This is a genomic window from Aquella oligotrophica (assembly GCF_002892535.1).
GTDB classification, from domain to species: domain Bacteria; phylum Pseudomonadota; class Gammaproteobacteria; order Burkholderiales; family UBA11063; genus Aquella; species Aquella oligotrophica.
On the sequence record NZ_CP024847.1, the window covers coordinates 1,842,469 to 1,863,949 of the forward strand.

Annotated in this window: 22 protein-coding genes and 1 pseudogene; 8 read left to right on the forward strand and 15 right to left on the reverse strand. The window is 36.9% G+C overall.

The genetic code is table 11. The features are described 5' to 3' along the window. Nucleotides 1-195 precede the first annotated feature (195 nt). Entirely contained in the window at nt 196-951 is a 756-nt protein-coding gene (locus tag CUN60_RS08450) for a helix-turn-helix transcriptional regulator (protein ID WP_102951616.1), read from the reverse strand. Between the two features lie 212 nt (nt 952-1,163). On the opposite strand from CUN60_RS08450, the gene CUN60_RS08455 reads away from it, so the two are divergent. Further along, entirely contained in the window at nt 1,164-1,916 is a 753-nt protein-coding gene (locus CUN60_RS08455; RefSeq protein WP_102951617.1) for a helix-turn-helix transcriptional regulator, read from the forward strand. Between the two features lie 62 nt (nt 1,917-1,978). Here CUN60_RS08455 and gspM read toward each other — a convergent pair whose 3' ends face one another. The 10 genes from gspM to CUN60_RS08505 form a co-directional block, all read right to left on the reverse strand. Beyond that, on the reverse strand, nt 1,979-2,512 hold the full coding sequence (gene gspM, locus CUN60_RS08460) for a type II secretion system protein GspM (RefSeq protein ID WP_102951618.1): 534 nt from the start codon (nt 2,510-2,512) through the stop codon (nt 1,979-1,981). A gap of 36 nt (nt 2,513-2,548) precedes the next feature. Next, complete coding sequence (locus CUN60_RS08465; RefSeq protein WP_102951619.1) at nt 2,549-3,808, reverse strand: hypothetical protein; 1,260 nt, start codon at nt 3,806-3,808, stop codon at nt 2,549-2,551. Further along, on the reverse strand, nt 3,805-4,818 hold the full coding sequence (gene gspK / locus CUN60_RS08470) for a type II secretion system minor pseudopilin GspK (RefSeq protein ID WP_102951620.1): 1,014 nt from the start codon (nt 4,816-4,818) through the stop codon (nt 3,805-3,807). Before gspK ends, CUN60_RS08465 begins: the two co-directional genes overlap by 4 nt. Next, nucleotides 4,818-5,429, reverse strand: a complete 612-nt coding sequence (gspJ, locus tag CUN60_RS08475) for a type II secretion system minor pseudopilin GspJ (RefSeq protein WP_158649359.1) — start codon at nt 5,427-5,429, stop codon at nt 4,818-4,820. Before gspJ ends, gspK begins: the two co-directional genes overlap by 1 nt. Nucleotides 5,430-5,439: 10 nt before the next feature. Beyond that, complete coding sequence (gene gspI / locus CUN60_RS08480; RefSeq protein ID WP_102951622.1) at nt 5,440-5,814, reverse strand: type II secretion system minor pseudopilin GspI; 375 nt, start codon at nt 5,812-5,814, stop codon at nt 5,440-5,442. Further along, nucleotides 5,814-6,281 carry a prepilin-type N-terminal cleavage/methylation domain-containing protein gene (locus CUN60_RS08485; RefSeq protein WP_158649360.1) on the reverse strand — a complete coding sequence of 156 codons (468 nt, stop codon included), beginning with the start codon at nt 6,279-6,281 and terminating at the stop codon, nt 5,814-5,816. The genes gspI and CUN60_RS08485 overlap by 1 nt, the downstream gene beginning before the upstream one ends. Nucleotides 6,282-6,352: 71 nt before the next feature. Further along, entirely contained in the window at nt 6,353-6,778 is a 426-nt protein-coding gene (gene gspG / locus CUN60_RS08490) for a type II secretion system major pseudopilin GspG (RefSeq protein WP_102951624.1), read from the reverse strand. Nucleotides 6,779-6,877: 99 nt separating this feature from the next. Next, complete coding sequence (nadB, locus tag CUN60_RS08495) at nt 6,878-8,458, reverse strand: L-aspartate oxidase (RefSeq protein ID WP_102951625.1); 1,581 nt, start codon at nt 8,456-8,458, stop codon at nt 6,878-6,880. Then, complete coding sequence (gene dapB / locus CUN60_RS08500; protein ID WP_102951626.1) at nt 8,455-9,222, reverse strand: 4-hydroxy-tetrahydrodipicolinate reductase; 768 nt, start codon at nt 9,220-9,222, stop codon at nt 8,455-8,457. The genes nadB and dapB overlap by 4 nt, the downstream gene beginning before the upstream one ends. Nucleotides 9,223-9,241: 19 nt before the next feature. Then, nucleotides 9,242-9,592 (reverse strand): outer membrane protein assembly factor BamE, encoded by a 351-nt coding sequence (locus CUN60_RS08505; protein ID WP_158649361.1) that lies wholly within the window; start codon nt 9,590-9,592, stop codon nt 9,242-9,244. A 101-nt stretch (nt 9,593-9,693) separates the two neighbouring features. Here CUN60_RS08505 and CUN60_RS08510 point away from each other — a divergent pair, with 101 nt between their 5' ends. From CUN60_RS08510 to CUN60_RS08545, 7 genes and pseudogenes are all read left to right on the forward strand, one after another. Beyond that, nucleotides 9,694-10,128 carry a Fur family transcriptional regulator gene (locus CUN60_RS08510; RefSeq protein ID WP_102951628.1) on the forward strand — a complete coding sequence of 145 codons (435 nt, stop codon included), beginning with the start codon at nt 9,694-9,696 and terminating at the stop codon, nt 10,126-10,128. Between the two features lie 96 nt (nt 10,129-10,224). After that, nucleotides 10,225-10,944 (forward strand): hypothetical protein, encoded by a 720-nt coding sequence (locus CUN60_RS08515; protein WP_102951629.1) that lies wholly within the window; start codon nt 10,225-10,227, stop codon nt 10,942-10,944. A 12-nt stretch (nt 10,945-10,956) separates the two neighbouring features. Then, on the forward strand, nt 10,957-13,470 hold the full coding sequence (gene gspD, locus CUN60_RS08520) for a type II secretion system secretin GspD (protein ID WP_158649362.1): 2,514 nt from the start codon (nt 10,957-10,959) through the stop codon (nt 13,468-13,470). 24 nt (nt 13,471-13,494) lie between these two features. Next, a complete protein-coding gene (gene gspE / locus CUN60_RS08525) occupies nt 13,495-14,988 on the forward strand; it encodes a type II secretion system ATPase GspE (RefSeq protein WP_102951631.1) in 1,494 nt (497 codons plus the stop codon). 2 nt (nt 14,989-14,990) lie between these two features. Then, nucleotides 14,991-16,204 (forward strand): annotated as a pseudogene (gene gspF, locus CUN60_RS08530) (type II secretion system inner membrane protein GspF). Nucleotides 16,205-16,585: 381 nt separating this feature from the next. After that, nucleotides 16,586-17,029 (forward strand): hypothetical protein, encoded by a 444-nt coding sequence (locus CUN60_RS08540; protein WP_102951634.1) that lies wholly within the window; start codon nt 16,586-16,588, stop codon nt 17,027-17,029. A 2-nt stretch (nt 17,030-17,031) separates the two neighbouring features. After that, complete coding sequence (locus tag CUN60_RS08545) at nt 17,032-18,066, forward strand: hypothetical protein (RefSeq protein ID WP_102951635.1); 1,035 nt, start codon at nt 17,032-17,034, stop codon at nt 18,064-18,066. 372 nt (nt 18,067-18,438) lie between these two features. On the opposite strand, the gene gloA2 is transcribed toward CUN60_RS08545, so the two are convergent. Genes gloA2 through mltG form a run of 4 tightly spaced genes read right to left on the reverse strand, consistent with a single transcriptional unit; the run spans nt 18,439 to nt 21,467 of the window. Continuing rightward, entirely contained in the window at nt 18,439-18,831 is a 393-nt protein-coding gene (gloA2, locus tag CUN60_RS08555; RefSeq protein WP_102951637.1) for an SMU1112c/YaeR family gloxylase I-like metalloprotein, read from the reverse strand. Next, entirely contained in the window at nt 18,824-19,780 is a 957-nt protein-coding gene (locus CUN60_RS08560; RefSeq protein ID WP_102951638.1) for a hypothetical protein, read from the reverse strand. The genes gloA2 and CUN60_RS08560 overlap by 8 nt, the downstream gene beginning before the upstream one ends. Continuing rightward, complete coding sequence (gene tmk / locus CUN60_RS08565) at nt 19,780-20,406, reverse strand: dTMP kinase (protein WP_102951639.1); 627 nt, start codon at nt 20,404-20,406, stop codon at nt 19,780-19,782. Before tmk ends, CUN60_RS08560 begins: the two co-directional genes overlap by 1 nt. A gap of 17 nt (nt 20,407-20,423) precedes the next feature. After that, nucleotides 20,424-21,467 (reverse strand): endolytic transglycosylase MltG, encoded by a 1,044-nt coding sequence (gene mltG / locus CUN60_RS08570; RefSeq protein WP_102951640.1) that lies wholly within the window; start codon nt 21,465-21,467, stop codon nt 20,424-20,426. Nucleotides 21,468-21,481: the final 14 nt, after the last annotated feature.

Sequence of the window (21,481 nt, forward strand, 5' to 3'; positions counted from 1 at the left end):
GTGGGTATTTTTAAGGGAGATTAGAATGCACATACAAATCAATAAATACAAAAGTATAGCAATAGATGTATAAATAATCTAAATAAAAATAAATGTATTTATAGAGATATGTCCGGGACATGGTAAGCAATTATAGGAGTTTAATTGCATCATAAGAGTAAGATAATATAGATCATTATATTGTAATTTGATTTCTTAACCTGATATTATCATATTACTGTCAAATTCATAACTGCCAGATTTGAGGAAGGCTCTTGGTATCAATAAGTGATAATTTAAAGCGACTGCTTTTTCGATTAATTCATTTTTTGAACGAGCATGAAAGATCAGTTTGAGATTTTCAAGATGATCATTTACCCGTGCTTTTGAGATTTTGTGTCCCAAAGTGGTCATTATTTCAGAAATTTCTGAATTTGAAAATCTATTTAGATAAAGAAAAAGTATCATATTTTGTTTTTTAGTCAACTTATATTTTAATGATTCAGTTTTTATGTTGCTAAGTCCAGAATTAACTCCATTAATTTTATAAATTAGCTTTAGTAAGTTAGGATGAACGTAATTATGAATATAGACAAAAATTCCAACAAAATTATTGGTAGCCGGATTTATAATTGGACGTTTATAAACATGACTTATATGATAATACGCATCAATAAAAATAAATTCTCTTGCCTGCCTTGTATCACGAATAATCTTATCTTGTTCTAGTGCAGTAATCCTCTCTTTTTCATAGATTATCTTCTTCTCTTCAGAAAGCTTGCCTCCTGTTAAGGACTCAAGTGTTACGCCATAAGTATCTTCATATCCGATTGAAATATAAACAATTTCAAGATTTTTATTTTTAATAAGAACCTTTTCTTTTTCTCCACTATTATAAAGAACTTTTGCACTTTCGCAGTAGGTCTTGAAAAAATTCTCATCCGCCATATTGTTCTTTTGCAAAATATCCATAGATTTCTTAAAAATATTAAACTACTCTCTGGGGAAATAAAATCAACTAACTATTATATGCCGAAATCATATTATATTTTGATAAAAAATACTAATTATTTTCAAAATTGTATCTTTTGAAAAAGACAGAAATAAACATAAATTATAAAGCATCCTTCTGCTATACTACTTTATTGTAAGGTCTTTGATAGAATTCTAGGATTATTTAAACTATGAATAAAATTAAAACAGACAAAGAGTTTTTAGATTTTTATTGTCAATGTGCTGATATTATGTTCGGACATGAAGAAAATGAAATCATGTACATAAAAGATATCCATCATAATTTCCGCTATCTGTCACTTGGACATAGAAAGCATATAGGAAAAAATGCATATTTTGTCGCAGATGAAACAAACTTGACAGCTGAGATGAAAGAACTACATGCAAAAATTAAGTTACAGGCATATGAGCAAGATAATATAATTAGATCATCTTTGAAATCAGCAAATTTTATCTATATTGATACCTATAACAGGATTGGCTTTGTACGTAAAAAACCAATTGTCAATCCAGATACAGGTAATTGTGTTGGAATTTCTGGAGTAGTTAGACCTTATTCGATGCCGAATATTCTTGCAGCAATTTATAAGATAAATGAGATCGCTCTTGTAGAGGAAGATCAAAAAAATGACTTACCTATAGAATATCAACTTAATGAAAAACAAAGCATGGTGTTATTTTTATACCTAAATAAGTATTCAAACACTGAAATATCAGAAATACTTACTACACTTGGACACAAAATATCTAAATATAGAGTAAATGACCATCTCGAAAATCTAAAGTTCATTTTCAATGTTCAGACAAAAGAACAGTTAATTAAAAAAGCTATTAGCCTTGATTATCATCTAGTAATTCCCCGCAAATTTCTTAAAATTGGAAGTTATGAAATTGATGAGGAAGTGATCATTGCTGGTGAATGAATACTCAAAAATAATTAGCGTATCAGAAATCTCCAAAAATTAAACTATTAATGCAAAAGAGTCTATTGCTTGACCCAGAATGTAGCACTAAATGATACAAAACCACTTCTGGATTGACGAGTAATAGTAAGTTGAGAGGGAAAAATTGCATAACTTCGGCGTAATTGATCAAGCAATGTCATTACTTGATTAAATTGTGCATTCGGTACACTAATCGTCATTTGACCATCCTGAATAAGAATATTAGGTTCTTTAGTTTGAAGAACCTGTGATACATCTCCTTTTATCTGATCAGTAGTTACCGAATTAAAAGTATTAGCTTCAACTGATTTAATGTTTTTATAATTAATTGCTGCCTGCTTAGAGAAAACAGTAACCCGGTTCAAATTCTCAACCATAATCGCAACATTATTTTTATAAGTAATCAAGCCATTGACTATAAGAAAGAGCATTGACAATACAAGAAAAAGCCCTAACCCGCCAACAAGCTTCTGTTCACGAGGTTGTAACTGTTCCCAACGCGCAATTAATTTATTTATTTGCGGTTCAATTTTAACCCTTAATTTATCAATATACGGTTTAAAACTTGCCATCATTAGTTGTATCCATTCTTGATATAATTTGTAAGCTAATTACCCAAGCAGCATCAGCCATTGTAGAATTTGAAGATGTCCCATCGAATTGGGATCAGTATTCGACAAAACACCGCCGCCATTATTTTTAGAATTAGCATCGGATTGTTCTGCCTGATAGGTTTTATAATCAGTTATATCTGCTTGAATGCGTTTAGTAGCAAGTACACTTCTATCATTAGGAAATTGAGATGGATCAAATTGACTATTCAAAAAAACCGTCAACTGCGATCCAGAATACTGTATTCCCTGAATCATATTATTATTTACTTCCGGCATTGTTTTTAGAAAAATACTAAATAATCGCAATGCATCACTATCAGCATAAATACCCTTTGAATGCTGTAAATCAAGAATTTTCTCATCAACTTGCGACCATAAATTTGGCGTAAACTTTATTCCGTCGATGATACCACTTAAATCTTTGGTAATCTGTGACTGGATGTTATTTTTCTGAACCATAAGAAATCCAAGATTTATGATCCAGAAAACTGCAAAAATTGAAGCATAAACCCCAACAAATCTGCCAAGCCTAATCAATTTAGCTTTGGCGTCTTCATTGATTTTTATGTTAAACCGCTTACTTTTCTCATTATAAAAATTCCAGTTAGCAACACCATATGTCAATTCAGCATATTGCTTGCAATCTAGCTTATATTTAGTAGAAAGTAACTCTACCACTTGGCTACTCTCAGAATAAACAATTATTGAATCTTTTTCATATGTTTGTAGTAAATCAAGCAATGTTTCCGGAACTGGTTCAGCATCATCCAGAATAAAATACTCATATAAAGAAGTTCGGACAAATTTATTATTACCTACCAAATATACTGTCCAGCTACCCTCTTCAAAGACTGTTGTATATGGAAATGGCTGAATAAATCGCACTTGTTTTACATGATTACTTAATTTATTAAGCAAAAGTAGATAAAAATCACGATTTAGGATTGCAATATAATCGACACCATCAGACATACGCATTAAAATAGGTTTACACTCTTCAATATCTTCAGCTAGATTATCTTCTACTGCCCCAAGCAAGAATTCATCGTTAATCCTTTTATCACTTACATCGCCAAGATTTGTTTTAATTATTGTTGCCAAGTACGGCGATAAATATACCTCAATGGCATCCAGATTTTCACCAACCAGCTCTTCCAGTGGTGCAACCCCTGAATCAGTTAGCTCACTGCCATTTAATGACTGCCAGCTTACCGCGCTTAAATCCTCTTTTTCTATAAATATACGTAATAAAGTCATTCTGGATGTTGCCATAAAATTTGTGGCCATTGACCACTACGATTTTGCCGAAAAACAAATGCTACGAAACGAAATTCATCACCCTGATCATCAACAACAGCATGAATTGTAAAATAGCTGGAGCTAACCCCCAAACCAGCCAGATTAAGCTGATTTTTGCTGTTTGGCTGTGGCTGGGAACTACTTGTATTCACACCATTCTGAGATAAAAAAGTAGTTACTGCCTGAGTATTATTAAACGGTTGGGCAGAACGATAGCTAATCATTCTTTGCGCCACAGGTAAGGGAATACCGCTTTTAGCAGCTATCACTTCAGCCGAAGCTGTATTAACATTCACAATTGTACCATAACCAAATCCACCACTAGGAGCACTTTCTATGGAACTTTCATTTTGCAAGGTGCTACCATTAACAGGGACAGCTGTAACATATTTAACCAATTTTTGTACAATGTCCTGATTTACACCCTTAACCAAAATTAATTCTGACAAATCAACAAATGGTCTTCCGGCTGGACTATACGCAGGTTTTCCCATTGTATATTGTGACATTATGTCTCCCTGATATTGGGGAGCTGCAATATAGTAGGCAATATTATATGCTAGTGAAGGAGGAATATTCAAATATTGCAAAAGCAGACTAAACTGATTTAAGACATTCGGATTTACGATTCCCTGGCTAACAAGATCATTTATATTAAATTTACTCTGTTCGTCAACTACAGAACCACTCATATAAATATCGTCAAGAACTTTGGTTTTGGGTAGTCCCTGCGCCCAGACATCCTGAAGCGAGTCAAATGAGGAGGTTGCACCACTCGTTCCTAAAGCAGCCCGTCCAAAATCAAGTGCACTATACGCAATGGTCGTTGATTGTTCTCGCAGCTGACGATTAACTAATCTTTTATACATCCTGAAATTAGTAGTTGCGAGACTAGCAATAATCGTCATTACAATAAAGACTATTACCATTACAGTAATTAGCGCTGCTCCTCGATTGCTTTTGATCATCACGTTAATGCCCAGCTTCTCTCAACGGTTTCACCAGAAGCTAACACCATAACTACTTTAACCGCACGAGGTAAAGATGTTATATCTCCACCCTGTGGTGGCCAAGTATTTCGCCATTGATTATCTGGGTATAAAAAAGTTATTTCAAATTTAGTTACATTATCTATTAAAACGTCAATATCTGGCTGAGTTGTAACAACCCGATTTAATACTGGCCAAGTTACAAGATATAGTGTTTTACCATAATAACGATAACCAATACGCTTTGGCGGAACAGTCCCATAAATTCTATCACCAGAAAAACCACTGAGTGTCATTTCAAGTTGGGAATCGTACATGCCATTTAATTTAGCTTTACCATATACCGCTGGCAATAGCCCTCCATTCTGATCCCGCACAACTAGAGGGATTACCCTATTCCAGCTCATACCAAAATTAGATATAGCCAGTGACAAATTACCCCATTTTTCCTGCGCCTCACCAGCAATTTCCTTGGTTCTCACCAAGCTTGTAATCATGCGGTAAGAAACAGTTGAAATGATTGCAAAAATAACGATGGCAACCATTAGCTCAATTAAAGTAAATCCCAACCGTCTGGAGGTATTAACCATATTCATTTTTCTAGTATTGTGCTATAAAATTAATTGTCTTAAAAATAGTATAGTCAGGATCATCTGACTGGCTAACAGAAATTTCAACTCTTCTGAAATATGGATTGGGAGTATTACTCACTACTTCAACAACATTGAATTTCACCCCTGCAGAAGTGAGGGATTTTTTAACAGTACCAACATCCGGATATTGCTGGTTTATATATAGCTGATTAAATTCATTTTCTGCAACCCATGTCGCCACTTCGCGCAAAAAGCTATCATGTACATCACTAATGATAAGTCCAATTGCTCTAGTTGCAGACGCCAAAACTACAGCTACAATAAAAAGTGCTACCAGACACTCAATAAGAGTAAAACCCCTAGTAGAATTAGCATTTTTCATTAACTGGATACCTTATAGCGCCCAACCAAATCACTATCAATCCAAGCACTGTATTCATCATCACCAACTTGAATTGATAAACTTGCGTTATCACCACTAGGAAAAAATCTAATCGGTTCATTATCTTTCAATGGAACACCATTAACTAAAACCTTTAGTATCTTCAATCCTTTTGGCCAACCCCATGAAACTACTTTACGCATATCAATTTCAGTCCACTCATTATCACCTTGCCGATATCGATTACAACTAATCGATGTCGCAGCCAATTTACAGGCAATAACATCACCACTATAAATTGACTCATCTGATAATACAGATAACGTGCTTGAAAACTGCTCAGCTCCAACTAGGAAGCGACCAAAACTTGGTGAACTTACACTTAGGGTAACAATCGTAGTCATAACCGCAATTATTACCACTACCAGCATCATTTCAATTAAGGTAAAGCCATTTGGCTTATGCACAATGCCTCCACAAAATAAAAATTAGAGTTGAAAACAACTCTAATTTTGAAATGAAATCTGATTCAATCGCGCTATTGCCAGCTGCCAATTACAGCCTGACCATCTGTCCCGGAAGAAGTTGCTCCATCTGGACCATAACTGAAAACATCAACTTCACCGTGTTTACCTGGGTTTTGATACTGATAATCATTTCCCCAAGGATCTTTAGGTAACTTCTCAAGATAACCACCAGCCTTGTAATTATTTGGAATTGGTGCCACTGACGGTTTATTTACCAGGGCATCCAAACCTTGTTGCTGTGTTGGGTATCTAATATTATCCAACTTATAAAGCTTCAATGCAGTCATAACAGACTGGATATCAGCCTTCGCAGCAGCAGTACGTGCCTGATCAGTACTCCCCATTACCCGAGGTACTACCAAAGCAGCCATAATACCCATAATTACAATTACCACCATAATCTCGATAAGTGTAAAACCCTGACGTTTTTTTTGCATAGTAATGCCCTTAATTCAAATCTTTAATAAAAATTGATAACTTAATCACGAATTGTATCATAAATAATAATGTACTGCAAATAAAGCCTTCTAGCTCACTTAGTCATTGTGCCCAATGATTGTATCCATAGCAACTGAATTTATTGCGGGATAATCGAGACTATAGTGTAACCCACGACTTTCCTTACGTTTAAAAGCACTTTTCACCACTAGTTCAGCAACCAATACGAGATTACGCAACTCAACTAAGTCCGCACTTATTCTAAAATTTGAATAATACTCATGTATTTCTTCTTTCAAAAGATTAATCCTGTGAATTGCACGTTCAAGACGCTTTGTAGTTCTAACGATTCCAACATAATCCCACATTAATCTACGAAGTTCATCCCAATTATGGGCAATCACAATTTCCTCATCTGCATTGGTAACCTGCGACTCATCCCAGTCTTTAGATATAACGATTCTTGTACCATCATGATCCAAAATTTTTTCAACTAACCCCTTACCAACAACCAGACATTCAAGCAAGGAGTTACTAGCCAAGCGATTTGCCCCATGCAATCCAGTATGCGCACACTCACCAACAGCGTAAAGTCCGGAAATATCAGTTTCACCATACAAATCAGCAATTACACCACCACACGTATAATGTGCTGCAGGTACAACAGGAATTGGTTCTTTAGAAATATCAATTCCTAATGATTTACATTTTGCGTGTATCATTGGAAAATGTTCCAAAATAAAACCCTCGCCTTTATGAGATATATCAAGACAAACATGATCAACCCCAGATTTTTTCATTTCGTAATCAATGGCTCTGGCAACAATATCTCGTGGAGCAAGCTCCAAACGCTCATCATGAAACTTCATAAATCGAACACCATTAGGTAGAGTAAGCACCCCTCCTTCACCACGAACAGCTTCTGAGATTAAAAATGATTTAGCTTGCGGATGATATAAACAGGTTGGATGAAACTGGATAAATTCCATATTAGCAACACGACAACCAGCTCGATAAGCCATTGCAATACCATCACCTGTTGCTACATCTGGGTTTGTTGTATACAAATATGATTTCCCAGCACCGCCAGTTGCAAGAATTACGCCACTAACTGAGTTAAATGTCTCAACTTGTCCATTAACTGTATTTAGCGCATAAACACCAACACACCGCTTTAATTCACCAACTTTACTTACAATCAAATCGACCGCGACATAATTTTCAAAAATAGAAACATTAGGATGTTTGACAACATGCTGAATTACTGTTGATATAACGGCAGCACCAGTGGCATCAGCAACATGAAGAACCCTGCGTGCACTATGTCCACCCTCCCGAGTTAAATGGATATGATTAACTGGAGTTTTTTCTCGGGTAAAGTCAACTCCTAACTCAATTAACCAGTTTATTGCATCAGGTGCATGTTCAACAATATACCGCACTGCTTCTTCATTACACAACCCAGCACCAGCAATTAGAGTATCCTTTACATGGCTATCAAATGAGTCATCATCATTAATTACCGCAGCAATCCCACCCTGAGCATAAAAAGAGTTACACTCGGCAAGCTGTTTTTTAGTCACAAGCGCTACTTTTTTGCCGTGATTTGCCAGTCGCAAAGCTACAGACAAGCCAGCAAGTCCACTACCTAAAACTACTGCGTCGAATTGATGTCTCATATTTCAAGGACATCCTGCATTGAATATAGCCCCGGAGCCTGCTTAACAATAAACTTTGCCGCTGCCAATGCGCCAAGAGCAAAGCCCCGCCTATTATTAATGTTGCTAATGATACTCAACTCTTCACCATCACTAATAAAGTCAACGACATGCCGCCCAACTATATCTCCAGCCCGTAGGGCAGAAAAGCCAATCTCTCTTGAGGCTCGAACCTGATTGTTATTGCCAGTACGATTATAACAGGCAACCTGATCAAAATCATCTCCTCTAGCCCCAGCAATCAATTTCCCTATTTCAAGAGCAGTCCCCGAAGGGGCATCTTTTTTATAACGATGGTGACTCTCAACTATTTCCACTTCGTAATCTGCTAGCTTTTTTGCCACCATTTTTACAGCTTCAAATAATACATTAACCGATAAACTCATATTTGCAGAGTGAACAATAGCTATTTGAGCTGCTGCATCCTTTATCTTCCTCATCTGGTCACTTGTAAAGCCTGTAGTTCCAATAACCAATGGGATTTTATGAGTCAAACACCAATTTAAAGTTTCCTCAATTCGCTCTTGGTTAGAAAAATCAACCATCACTTCTGCCGTAGTAGAATGTGGCAATGTCAAATAATAGCTATCTGAGGCGATGACATTATTTTCTAGATGAAAAGTTCTTGCTAGAACTAGCTCATATAATTCAGGATTTTTCAATATAAGATCCAGTAACTTCTGCCCCATTTTACCATTTGCACCATTTATTGCCAGCTTAAGCATTGCTTGAATTCCTTTAAAACTATTTTGTCTTGACAGCACCAACCGATTCAATTTGAATCAATTTTTGCGTAGTTGGATCAAAATTTAAGTTTACAATGTAACTATCTTTAAGTTTATCATTTTTATAATCCTGATAAACATATTGCCACTGATTTGAATTAAACATAAACTGGGTTACTGGATGACCAATAACAAAAGTAACCTGTTCTTTTGTCATCCCGGCACGCAATTGAGCCATCTGCTGCCGGTTAATATAATTACCCTGCTGTACCGGATACATGTACGGAAAGCGCCACTCTGAAAAATTAATTCCCGAGCACCCAATCAGAAAAATTGTTACAAAACAACACATCAACACCTGTCGAATCATACTAAAACCCATATACCACATCAAAAAATTTGCTTTAAGCGTTATTTTAACCTTAAAATAAGAGTTTGGTTCAAACAAAACACTTTTAATTCAGGATAAGCATGGATTTAACAAAACAGCTAAAGGATGCGGGAATAAAAATTACTCAGCATAAATTAGCAATACTTGCGCTTTTTTCCGAACATAAACATTTAGACGCATTTAAAATTCTAACAATATTTCAAAGCAAAAATATAGATATTAGCTTGGCAACGATCTATCGAATTCTTGCCAGTTTTGAAGAACATAATATCATCACTAAGCATAACTTTGGAAATGAGCATGCTAACTACGAACTGGCTGTTGCCAATGAACATCATGACCACCTCATATGTATGGGGTGTGGCAAAGTAATTGAATTTGTCAATCAGGAAATTGAAGAATTACAGCTGCAAATTGCAAAACAAAATCAGTTTGAAGTACATAATCACACATTGAATATATATGGCTTTTGCGTTGAATGTAAGATTCTAAAAACGAGCAAACCAATTAATTGAATGTTTGAAATTGGAGCATGATAAAATCATGAGCTTTGGATAAATACAGATTTGTTTTTAGGTTACCACCATCAATAACATATAGTTAAATTAAAAATGAAAAACATTACAATTAATCAGACAATAAACCTCCTAAGTGCGGCAGCAATTTATTTGATAATAATATCTGCTGGGATCATGCTAGGAAAAAGTGTATGGTGGCTGGCAAACCCTTTGGGTTATGATACCTATAGTAATATAGTAAGTCGTAATTTTGATTCCAGTAAGCTTGCCCAAACAATCATTAATCGTGCGCCATTCGGCGTTGTTACTGAAGAAAAAGCACCAGTTCCTACAATTGCCGAACAGATAAAAGTAGTTGGGGTTTATGCAGCAGGACTGAATAACAGTGTAGCATTTATTACAGTTAGCGGCAAAAACTCCATTGCAGTAATTGGGGATACTGTTCTTGATGCAAAAGTTAAAGCAATTACTCCCGATGGAGTAATTTTCTTGTCCGGCAAACAAGATGTTACCATCAATCTTTCTTCATCAAATGCTACGCCAAACACTAATAACACTTCAAACAATAACCACCAAAACTCCGGTAGTGCAGGCTATATTCCAAGTACAGCACCAAATAATAGCAGTAATCAAGATGCGCAGAATCACAGCAGTACTAACCAGCCAGCAAATAATAACGAAAATAATGCAGCCCAAGGAAGTGATAATGATTCAATTGCTGATAAGCGTAGAAAAATGATTGAAGCTTTCCAGAAGCAGAATGCTGGTGGAAATGGTAATGACAACAATAACAATGGACAACAACAAAATTAATTAGGGATGTTTATGAATTTGAAACTAAAACAGCTAGGTGTAATATTATGTGGAGTATCAATGTTGGGACAAGCTGTAGCTGCTCCTACTAGCACATCAACGCCCAACAACTCAGCTTCTTCTAAGACGAATACTGCAACTAACTCGACTAGTACCAATAATAGCTCAGGAACATCAGAAGATAAAGTTGTCCTTAATTTTGAAAATGCTGATATTCAAACCGTTATAAAAGCAATTAGCAAACTATCTGGCAAAAACTTTGTTATTGATCCACGTGTAAAAGGTACCGTTAACATAGTATCTGAAAAACCAATCTCCAAAGCTGAAAGTTATAAGGTTCTTGAATCAGCACTCAGAATGCAGGGCTTTGCAACGGTGGAAGCTGATGGTGTAATCAAGGTACTACCAGAAACAGATGCTCGTACTTATGGTATGCGAACTGAGACTCAGAGCAATAAGCGTAATCCAGGTGATCAGCTAGTCACTAAAATATTTATCATAGACAATGGCTCAGCAACCCAGCTAGCTAATGCATTACGCCCAATGATATCGCCAAATAATGCAATTTCAGTCTATCCAAACAGTAATGCGTTGGTCGTAACTGACTACTCTTCAAACATGGCAAGAATAACAAAAATCATTACTGACTTAAACACCACAAAAGCTAAGAAAGTTGCTCCCGCAATTGTAAAGCTTAAATATGCTTACGCCTCAGATGTTGCCCAAACCTTGCAAAGCTATGCCGGAGGAGGTAGTATGGGTTCTGGAAGTGGCGGCGGAGCCGCTGGTGGTGCTAATGATGGACCAACCACAACTATTACTGTTGACCCGGCTAGTAACTCAGTTATCATTAACTCTAATGTTGCGGCAAAAGTCGAAGAACTCCGAGCATTAGCATTAAGCCTTGATAAAGACACCAGTTCCAGCAATAACAATCTCCATGTGGTATACCTTCGTAATGCAGATGCAGCCCATGTAGCTGAAGTTTTAAAAACAATTGTAAGTGGTCAAGACAACCCAGACATGACAGCGTCTGCTGCCAGTCGAGCACTTTCAGATACCAGCTCAGTCTTCCAGAGTAGTGGTGGCAGTAGTGGTTCAAGTGGAGGTAGCACTTTTGGTGGTGGTTCTAGCGGTGGTAGTAAACCTCCAACTTCAGCAAATCGCGGTAGCTCAAATAGCACATCACCAAATAATGATAAAAATGCACCAAAAATTCTGGTACAGGCTGAACCTTCTACCAATTCGTTAATTATTCAAGCACCAGACGCAGTTTATCGTAATATGCGTGCAATAATTGATATGTTGGATGTACGCCGGGTACAAGTAATGATTGAAGCTCTGATTGCCGATGTATCAACTAATGACACTGGTACTTTTGGTATTCAGTGGTTAGGTGGAGCTGGTAATAATAATGTTGGTGGTTTAGTTCTTTCTAATTATGCAGGGAATGGAAACAGTGTTAGTAGCCTAGCACAGACAGCTATTGCTGCCGCTGGTGTTGCTAATGGTGGAACGAGTGGAGCTGCTGCTGCAGGCTCTGGGCTAAGTGTACCGGGTGAGGTTTATGTCGGATTAGTTACAGGTACAACTACGATTGGTGGGCAAACAGTGCCTGGAATTTCAGCCCTTGCTGATATGCTGGCTTCGAATAATGCCGGTAATATCTTGGGACGTCCGACCTTATTAACATTAGATAACGAAGAAGCATCAATATTTGTTGGACAAAATATTGGTATTCCAACTGGTTCATTTCAAAACACTGGTAATGCAGCTGGAAATATCGTAAGTCAGGTAAACCGCCAAGATGTGGGGACTGTGTTACGCCTAAAACCACTGGTTACTCAAAGTGGTATTATTCAAATGGCTGTCTACCAAGAGGATTCAATTGTTGACACTGCATCACAAAGCCAAGCCGACCTACAGGCAAATGGTCCAAATATCAACAAGCGTAATTTAAAAACTCAGATCTTGGTAAACGATGGGCAAATTATTGCTCTCGGTGGAATGACGCAAGATGTAATAAGCCTGCAAAGTGCGGGGATTCCATTATTAAGTTCAATTCCTTACTTAGGTTGGTTATTTAGTTGGCAAAGTCGTACACATACCAAGCAAAATCTGGTAATTTTCCTCCGTCCAGTAATTATCCGTAATGAAGAAGGAATGAAAGCTCTTACTAATCAGCGTTACCGCTATATCATGCAACAACAAAATGCTATTAAGGCTACAGGAAATGCCTTATTACCAAATGTTGATGCAGTAAATATTGAAAATCAGGTTCCTTATGATAATAAAGTACCTCCTCAGCCATCGTCAGTACCAGCTACACCTATTTTGGATGTAACTAAAGGTCCAAATAACGTATCAGTAGTAAATTCTTCTCCTGGTCAAACACCAATAGTGGTACAAAACTCAACAACTAGTGCTAGGAATGCATCTACAAATAATAGCAATACTTCTAATGGGCAAACAAAAGTTATTCAAACCGCACCTAATAGTATAACTATCACTAATAACAATAATTAATAAGATTGCAGCAGGCGTAGGCTTATGGAAAATATAAAATTCTCACCCAATAAATACTCAAGGCGGCTACCATATACCTATGCCAGAGCCAATAAAGTCTGTATTTATGCTGCTGACGATGAATATGTACAGATTGCAACTACCGCTAGTTTGAATCCTTTAGTTGTAACCGAGATAAAACGTAAGGTACAACAGCCAATTCAGATTCACAAAATTGAAGAAAAGCTTTTTGATGCAATCTTAGCTGAAGCTTACTCTAGCGGTAATGCAGCGGCAGTAGTTGATGATATTCAAGATGATATCGATATTTCTGACTTAATGCAAAATCTGCAAAAAACTGAAGATTTATTAGAATCAGAAAATGATGCACCAGTAATTAAAATCATCAACGCTTTTTTAACTCAGGCGGTAAAGGAAGATGCATCGGATGTGCACCTTGATGCCTACGAACGTAATTCACTAGTAAGATTTCGCCGCGATGGCGTGTTACATAAAGTAATTGATGTTAATCCCGGGTTACATGCGGCATTAGTTTCGCGGATTAAAATTATGGCACAGCTAGATATTGCCGAAAAGCGCTTGCCACAGGATGGACGTATTGCGCTAAGGCTAGCTGGACGCGAGGTTGATTTACGGGTTTCAACCATTCCAACTGGGCATGGTGAACGGATTGTAATGCGGTTACTTGACAAAAATAAAGAGCGCTTACAACTAGAAAGTCTGGGTATGGCAGAGGATACACGTAGTAGAATAGATAGCCTAATTAGCCGCCCACATGGGATATTCCTTGTTACAGGTCCAACTGGTTCGGGTAAATCAACTACCCTTTATGCTGCCCTCGCCCGGATTGACTCTAATGCATTAAATATCATGACGGTAGAAGATCCCGTAGAGTATGATATTCCAGGAATCAGCCAGACTCAAGTAAATGCTAAAATTGATATGACTTTTGCCCGTGCACTACGTTCAATTCTCCGTCAAGATCCGGATGTGGTAATGATTGGGGAGATTCGTGATCTAGAAACAGCACAAATTGCGGTACAATCAAGCTTAACCGGACACTTAGTACTGGCAACACTCCATACTAACTCTGCTGCGTCAACGATTACTAGGATGATAGATATGGGTGTTGAATCATTCCTATTATCTTCAACAGTAATTGGGATTCTAGCTCAACGTCTAATTCGTTTACTTTGCCCTAAGTGCAAAACTGAAAATCTAGCATTAGATAGCGCTATGCGTGCAGAATTTGGCATTCCTGAGGATGTAACAATCTATAAGCCTGTGGGTTGTGAACATTGTAGCGGTACTGGCTATAAAGGTCGTAATGGTATCCACGAATTACTAGTAATTGATGAAGAAGTTCAGCGTCTAATTCATAATGATGCGGGTGAAACAGAAATCGAAAAATACGCAATAAATAAACTTGGGATGCGAACTTTACGGATGGACGCCCTTCGTTGGGTAATGGATGGAAAAACTTCGCTTGAAGAAGTTATCACTTTAACTAAAGAATAAACATGCAATCATTTAGCTATAAAGCAGTTGATAAGTCGGGTAAAGAAAAAGCCGGGGTTATACAGGCGGAAAGCCCCAAACAGGCTAGACAATTACTACGTAATCAAGGACTAATTACAACGCATCTTGAATCTGAACAAGAACGTAAATCCAAGAAAGCGGTTGGAATATCGTTTAAAAAACCAATTTCTTCGCTAGAACTATCATTAATCACTAGGCAATTTTCAATCCTGTTAAATTCTGGTTTATCAGTTGAACAATCATTATCGGCATTATCTGATCAGCTTGAGAGTCAGGAACAAAAGGCAATTATGAGCGGTGTCAGAAGTGAAGTTTTAGGTGGACGTTCATTAGCAGCTTCGCTAAAGATGTATCCAAAAGTATTCCCGGCTGTATATTGTAGCCTAGTAAATGCAGGTGAACAATCAGGTAGTTTAGCTAAAGTTATGACCAAATTAGCTGATTATAGTGATAAAACGCGTGAATTAACCAGTAAAATTATGATGGCATTACTCTATCCACTAGTAGTAACAGTCGTTGCAACTTTAGTAATTATTGCCCTACTGGTATTTGTAGTTCCACAAGTTGTAAAAGTATTTGAAGCATCCAAGCAGACCCTGCCATTAATTACAAGAGGAATGATTGCAACCAGTAATGGCTTACGCAACTACGGGATCTACATGCTAATTGTAATTCTCATATTTGGTTTCAGTTTTGCCAGATCACTAAAGAAAAAAGAAAACCGCATAAAATTTCACCGTAAACTATTGACCCTACCAATTGCAGGTAAGCTATTAGTCAATATTGATTTGGCACGATTTACGAATACACTTTCCATGCTATTATCTAGTGGCGTGCCTATGCTACAGGCTTTGGAAGCGAGTCGCGATACATTGAGTAACTTCATGCTAAAAACATCTATCGATAAAGCAATTAGTATGGTGCGCGAAGGTATTGGTCTTGCCGTTGCATTAAAAGCACAGAATGCCTTCCCCCAGTTGTAATTCATCTGATCTCAAGTGGTGAGAAGTCAGGTAATCTTGATCACTTACTGGCTCAGGCAGGTAGTCACCAAGAGCTTGAATTATCTCATCGTAGCCAGTTATTGACAGGTATTCTTGAACCTGCGTTGATTGTATTCATGGGTGCAGTAGTAATGCTGATCGTAATAGGTATTATGCTACCAATTCTAAATATGAATAAAATGGTTATGTAATAGGAAAACCGGTTAATATTGAAGATTTAATACAACAAATGTTAATTATATTTAACTCACATTAATCTCATATGACGCCCCTCTAGTTCCAAAGATATATTTAATTGATAGGCTTTATAAGTCTATCAATTTTATTTTTTAAGTAAGCTCCTGCTAAAAACATAGTTATTCTTACTATAATTTTAAAAAACTGTCTGTTGATTTAAATAAAAAGCTTGTCTTATTTAAATTTGAACTACTTTTAATATTCGATAAAGTTTACCCCTATTTTTTTCGGTTGCCATTATAGATGATTATGCAATACACTAACTAATTTGCGGCTCTTCTATCTCTTATAAAAAGGTTAGTAGCAAATCTTAATTTCCTAATAAAGCAGGACTCATGAAGAAATCAGAAATAACTTTCAGAAAAAAATTACTCCTAGCCCTTAGTATGGTAATTAGTTATGGTATGGCAGATGATATTTACCAGTATGAAGATGATGAAAGCGCCGTAATCAAGTCAGGAAGCAAATACCGTAGTTCTGATGATTATTTTGATAATGATGCAAGCATACAGCTACAGGAAGCAGAAATTAAGGCTCTAAAAAATGCTTTTATTTCTCCATATAATCACTTGCAAGATCCAATTGATTTAAACATGGGGTTAGCAGATACTAGAACAGAATCAAAAGAAACTTTTCATTTGGGAACAAGTGTCATAGGTAATATCAACTCTCCGACTCAAGGTCAAAATAGAGCTTATAATACTGATATCTTCCAGATCTGGGGCAATCCAGTAGAGTTGGCGGGTTTGCACTTGGAGCTGGCGGAACTGCCGTATTAAACATGAATCAAACAGGGCAACCAAATACTTTTGGTACTACTTCGGTATTTACCCTATCACAAGCATATATTGATTATCAGTATAGTAATAAACTAGAAATTACTGGCGGGGCTATTTTATTAACTACACCATGGGTAAATAGCTTCGGCTCAAACCCTGGGGCAACCTATGCTATGGGTAATAATCCATATCAAGGCGTTATTGCAAGCATTCAGGCACTTCCAAGTTTACTACTTACAGGATTCTATGCTTGGAATTATATGCAGTATCCAAATAACTGGTTTAACCAGCAGACATACTATAATACCATGGGTGGACCATTAGCCGGAATTGGCTCCAGCCCAACTAATGGACCTGCCGGTCTGGGAATGATCTGGAACCCAGTTGATAGCTATTCTGGACAATTATGGTTTTATAATTTTGATAATTACGCCCAGATGGTATATTTTGATAATTCCTATCATATTGGATTATCATCCTTATTCAGTATTGATATTAGCGGGCAAGGATTTATGCAGTCATCATCAGCGTCTGGACTAACAAATCAGGTAAGCCTGCCTGGAGAAACTTCACCCGCGGGAGTTGTCGCAAGTAATGGTGTTGGAGGTAAATTTGCACTAAATATTGGCAATAACACCACCAGCATTTCTTATAATAATATATTTGGAAGTAGCGGATCTTATCTTAACGGTGGAATGGTTACACCATATACCTATGGTATGGAAATTGATCCATTATACACTACGCCAGCGTTAACATCATTAGCAGAGCTTGGCTCTGGCTTCGCCTATACGCTACGTAATAGTACAACGTTTATGGATAACTCACTTAAATTTAATCTGTCTTTCTCTCAGTTTTTTGTCAATCAAGTCTATAGCTCACAGCCGAACCTAGTTACAGAATATGATGCTGCATTACTTTACCGAATCCCCCACACAAATATGAATGTCTGGACAAGGATGGTCTATCAAGATCAGGGCGAAGCTTATGGCGGTGCGCTATGGCAGCCTAGGGTGATATTTAACTGGACGTATTAGACAAAACCTATTTCCCCCAATAATAGCTACCACCCAAATATTTACAGGGTAATTTTAAATGGTGAATTTTATTGGGTTTTATTTTACACTTCAATTAGCTATAATCCGATTCTCATTATTTTGCGGACAAGCAATGAAAAAGAATCGGAAGAGAATAATAATTTTATTTACCATGACAGTATTGGGATTTACAGCATTTTTTAGTGGCTGTTATAGATGTATTTTAAGTGAGTTATTACAAGTCACCGCTGATGTATCTGAAAGTATTACTAACATTATACAGATTTTGCTGTTACGTAAGCGACTTATCTCAAAGTCCCCCAATAAAGTAGTTTAATTAACTCTATAAAACAAATAAAGTGAATGCAAATCTTAATCTTCATATAATTCTAATGGTAAACCATCGGGATCTTTAAAAAAGGTAAAACGTTTGTCTGTAAATTCATCGACTCGTATAGGCTCGCATTCAATACCATTGGCTTCAAGATGACGAATTACATCATCTAAATTCGTAACCGCAAAAGCTAAGTGGCGTAACCCACATGCTTCAGGCGTAGATGGGCGTTTTGGAGTAATAGGAAAAGAGAATAATTCTATCTGTGATTTGCCATCTATCGATAAATCAAGCTTATATGATTGCCGGGCTTCACGATATACTTCGCGAATGATTTCAAAACCCAAAATACGGTTATAAAAATCTTTTGATTTCTCATAATCTGAACAGATAATTGCGATATGGTGAATATGATTGAATAATTTAGACATAAATTTGCTGATACCTAAAAAGTAAATTTTCGAGCTGAAGTTTATGGTTAAGCGGATGTTCTGTCCATTCTGAAAGAAAAACCAGCTCATCTTGTAAAGCATATAATTTTTCATCATTGACACGACTAACTAGCTTAATTAGACTTTCATGCGCAGTAGAAAAATATGCCGGACTGCCGCCTAACTTAACTCGGGCAATATCACTTAGCCATTTGCCAAGATAATCAAGCCAAAAAGCCATCCCAATTTTTTTTGGATCTAATTCGCTACTTAAAGCAAAAATATTATCAATGCTTGGCTTTAATAATCCTTCCTGTAGCAGTAAAAGCTGTTCCGCGCTTACAGGAATATCAAATACAGGTTCGCCACCAAAATAGTTAAGCCAAAATTCAGCATTTTCAAGCTGTTCTTGTTGCAGATATGCCAAGGCCAGATTACGTTCAGGAATTTTTAGCTGAAATTTAAAACAACGACTTAATATTGTTGGTAATAATTTATTGATATTAGCAGCTTGCAAGATAAATATGCAATTAGCAGGTGGCTCTTCGATAATTTTAAGTAAGGCATTGGCACTACTCAAATTTAGCTGCCCAGCATCAGGTAGAAAAATTACTTTATGATTTGCCATATGTAGTGACATCATTGCAAATTCAGTTACTTTTCGTACTTCTTCCACCTTAATCAGCAAGGTTTTGCGTTCTTCACTCTCATCGGCTGCAAGAAGATAAAAATCAGGATGATCCGAATCATGGCGGATTATACAGCTAGCACATTTTCCACATGCTTCAACACCATTTGGAGAGACACATAACAAATAATCAATAAATTTATGCACAATCTCTTCTGGTGCCGAATGTGCTGCACCATAAATCAATAGAGTCTGAAATTTACGATTATTATAGGCATTTACCAAATTAGTATAGTCATCAATCTGCCAAGGATATAGCATTAGCTACTCCGCTTTAGTAAATCATCAAGATATTTAGTCAAAAGATCTCGAGTATATTTAACTGGCTGATTAGTCATAACTGTCTTGATCCGTTCTGGTTCTTCTTTGGCAAGCTGATGATAACTTGACTGCACCCGTTCAAAAAATTCTCTAGACTCAAGCTCAATCCGATCAAGTTCGCGCCCACGACTTAACCGATCAAGAGCAAGCTCTAACGGGACATCAAAAAGAAACGTCATATCGGTAGTTAGATGTGGCTCAAGTAAAGCATAAACTTGTTTAATTTTTTCTATACCAAGCGCCCTACCGCCACCCTGATAAGCGATTGAAGCATCGACAAAACGATCAGCAATCACCCACACACCCGCATCAAGATTAGGCACAATCACCTGCCGAATTAACTCCTGCCGTGAAGCAAAATAAAGTAATAATTCAGTATTATGATGCATATGCTCGCTAGTTAATAACAATTCGCGAATCTTCTCACCAAGAACAGTACCCCCCGGCTCACGGGTAATGATTACTTCCTTACCATGCTCCTTGATATAATCACGGATAAATTCAACATGGGTTGATTTACCTGCCCCATCAATACCTTCTACTGAAATAAATGTCCCGCGCTTCATATTAATTTGTCCTGTTATTATTTCTTAGTACTTTTCACTGGCTCTGGCTTTTTCAGATACTGATTTACTGCCTGCGAATGCTCATCATAAGTATATGAAAATTTGGTTTTACCATTACCGATTGCCACGAAATACAATAATTTATAATCATCACCCGGATTAGCAGCAGCAGCTAGTGCAGATTGTGATGGAGTACAAATTGGTGTTGGGGGCAAACCATTATGTAAGTAAGTATTATACGGCGTATCAATTTTGAAATCAGCGCGAGTAATAGTCGCTTTATTATTTAAACCATAAAACACTGCGGGATCATCCTGCAAACGCATATTAGTACGTAAACGATTATTAAATACCGTTGATATCTGGTACATATCCTCTTTATCAGAAGTTTCTTTCTGAATCAAACTTGCCATTACCAGTAATTGATATGGGTCTTGATAATTAGTAGCATTTTTGTTTTTATTTACCCATAAGTCGGCAAGTTTATTTTGCATCAAGCGGTAAGATATGCGCATAACCTCCAGATCGGGCTGATTCGGCGCGATAAAATAAGTCGAAGGATAAAGTAAGCCTTCCATCCGTGAATAAGGAATTTTTAGCGCATCACGAATCTGATCTTCAGTCATGCTCTCAGTCATATGTAAAAGGTGTGGTTGCTGATTAAGATATGCCCTTATCTGACGGAAATTCCAGCCTTCAAGAATCTTAATACTAATTTCATCGGGCTTACCATTAGTAATCCGCCGAATTAACTCGAGTAGGGACATCGGCTGTTTGATGAGATATAGACCAGCTGTAACTTTTTTATCTTTATCCATTAGTCTAGTTAGAGCTACCATTAGGCGCGGCGAACTTACAATTCCGCTTTCATCAAGCTTTTTCGCAACGCTTCGGATAGATTCATTTTTATCAATAATTAACTGATACGGTGCATTTCCCGGTAATTTATTTGGATAATAAACTAGATAACCAAGATAGATAATTACTATAACTATTAGAAAAAGAATTAGTTTAGTAATTGAAAATGGTTGCTGCACCTGTTTTTTCTTGCGGGTTGCCATAGATCAAAACTCCA

What these genes read in the sequence shown, in the direction of transcription:
- CUN60_RS08465 (WP_102951619.1), bottom strand. Translation starts at nt 3,808, where the DNA reads ATGACTTTATTACGTATATTTATAGAAAAAGAGGATTTAAGCGCGGTA.
- gspG (WP_102951624.1), bottom strand. Translation starts at nt 6,778, where the DNA reads ATGCAAAAAAAACGTCAGGGTTTTACACTTATCGAGATTATGGTGGTA.
- gspD (WP_158649362.1), top strand. Translation starts at nt 10,957, where the DNA reads ATGAATTTGAAACTAAAACAGCTAGGTGTAATATTATGTGGAGTATCA.
- CUN60_RS08505 (WP_158649361.1), bottom strand. Translation starts at nt 9,592, where the DNA reads ATGATTCGACAGGTGTTGATGTGTTGTTTTGTAACAATTTTTCTGATT.
- nadB (WP_102951625.1), bottom strand. Translation starts at nt 8,458, where the DNA reads ATGAGACATCAATTCGACGCAGTAGTTTTAGGTAGTGGACTTGCTGGC.
- CUN60_RS08455 (WP_102951617.1), top strand. Translation starts at nt 1,164, where the DNA reads ATGAATAAAATTAAAACAGACAAAGAGTTTTTAGATTTTTATTGTCAA.
- CUN60_RS08545 (WP_102951635.1), top strand. Translation starts at nt 17,032, where the DNA reads ATGAATCAAACAGGGCAACCAAATACTTTTGGTACTACTTCGGTATTT.
- tmk (WP_102951639.1), bottom strand. Translation starts at nt 20,406, where the DNA reads ATGAAGCGCGGGACATTTATTTCAGTAGAAGGTATTGATGGGGCAGGT.
- gspM (WP_102951618.1), bottom strand. Translation starts at nt 2,512, where the DNA reads ATGATGGCAAGTTTTAAACCGTATATTGATAAATTAAGGGTTAAAATT.
- dapB (WP_102951626.1), bottom strand. Translation starts at nt 9,222, where the DNA reads ATGCTTAAGCTGGCAATAAATGGTGCAAATGGTAAAATGGGGCAGAAG.
- gspI (WP_102951622.1), bottom strand. Translation starts at nt 5,814, where the DNA reads ATGAAAAATGCTAATTCTACTAGGGGTTTTACTCTTATTGAGTGTCTG.
- CUN60_RS08540 (WP_102951634.1), top strand. Translation starts at nt 16,586, where the DNA reads ATGAAGAAATCAGAAATAACTTTCAGAAAAAAATTACTCCTAGCCCTT.
- CUN60_RS08510 (WP_102951628.1), top strand. Translation starts at nt 9,694, where the DNA reads ATGGATTTAACAAAACAGCTAAAGGATGCGGGAATAAAAATTACTCAG.
- gspK (WP_102951620.1), bottom strand. Translation starts at nt 4,818, where the DNA reads ATGATCAAAAGCAATCGAGGAGCAGCGCTAATTACTGTAATGGTAATA.
- mltG (WP_102951640.1), bottom strand. Translation starts at nt 21,467, where the DNA reads ATGGCAACCCGCAAGAAAAAACAGGTGCAGCAACCATTTTCAATTACT.
- gspJ (WP_158649359.1), bottom strand. Translation starts at nt 5,429, where the DNA reads ATGGTTAATACCTCCAGACGGTTGGGATTTACTTTAATTGAGCTAATG.
- CUN60_RS08560 (WP_102951638.1), bottom strand. Translation starts at nt 19,780, where the DNA reads ATGCTATATCCTTGGCAGATTGATGACTATACTAATTTGGTAAATGCC.
- CUN60_RS08515 (WP_102951629.1), top strand. Translation starts at nt 10,225, where the DNA reads ATGAAAAACATTACAATTAATCAGACAATAAACCTCCTAAGTGCGGCA.
- CUN60_RS08450 (WP_102951616.1), bottom strand. Translation starts at nt 951, where the DNA reads ATGGATATTTTGCAAAAGAACAATATGGCGGATGAGAATTTTTTCAAG.
- gloA2 (WP_102951637.1), bottom strand. Translation starts at nt 18,831, where the DNA reads ATGTCTAAATTATTCAATCATATTCACCATATCGCAATTATCTGTTCA.
- gspE (WP_102951631.1), top strand. Translation starts at nt 13,495, where the DNA reads ATGGAAAATATAAAATTCTCACCCAATAAATACTCAAGGCGGCTACCA.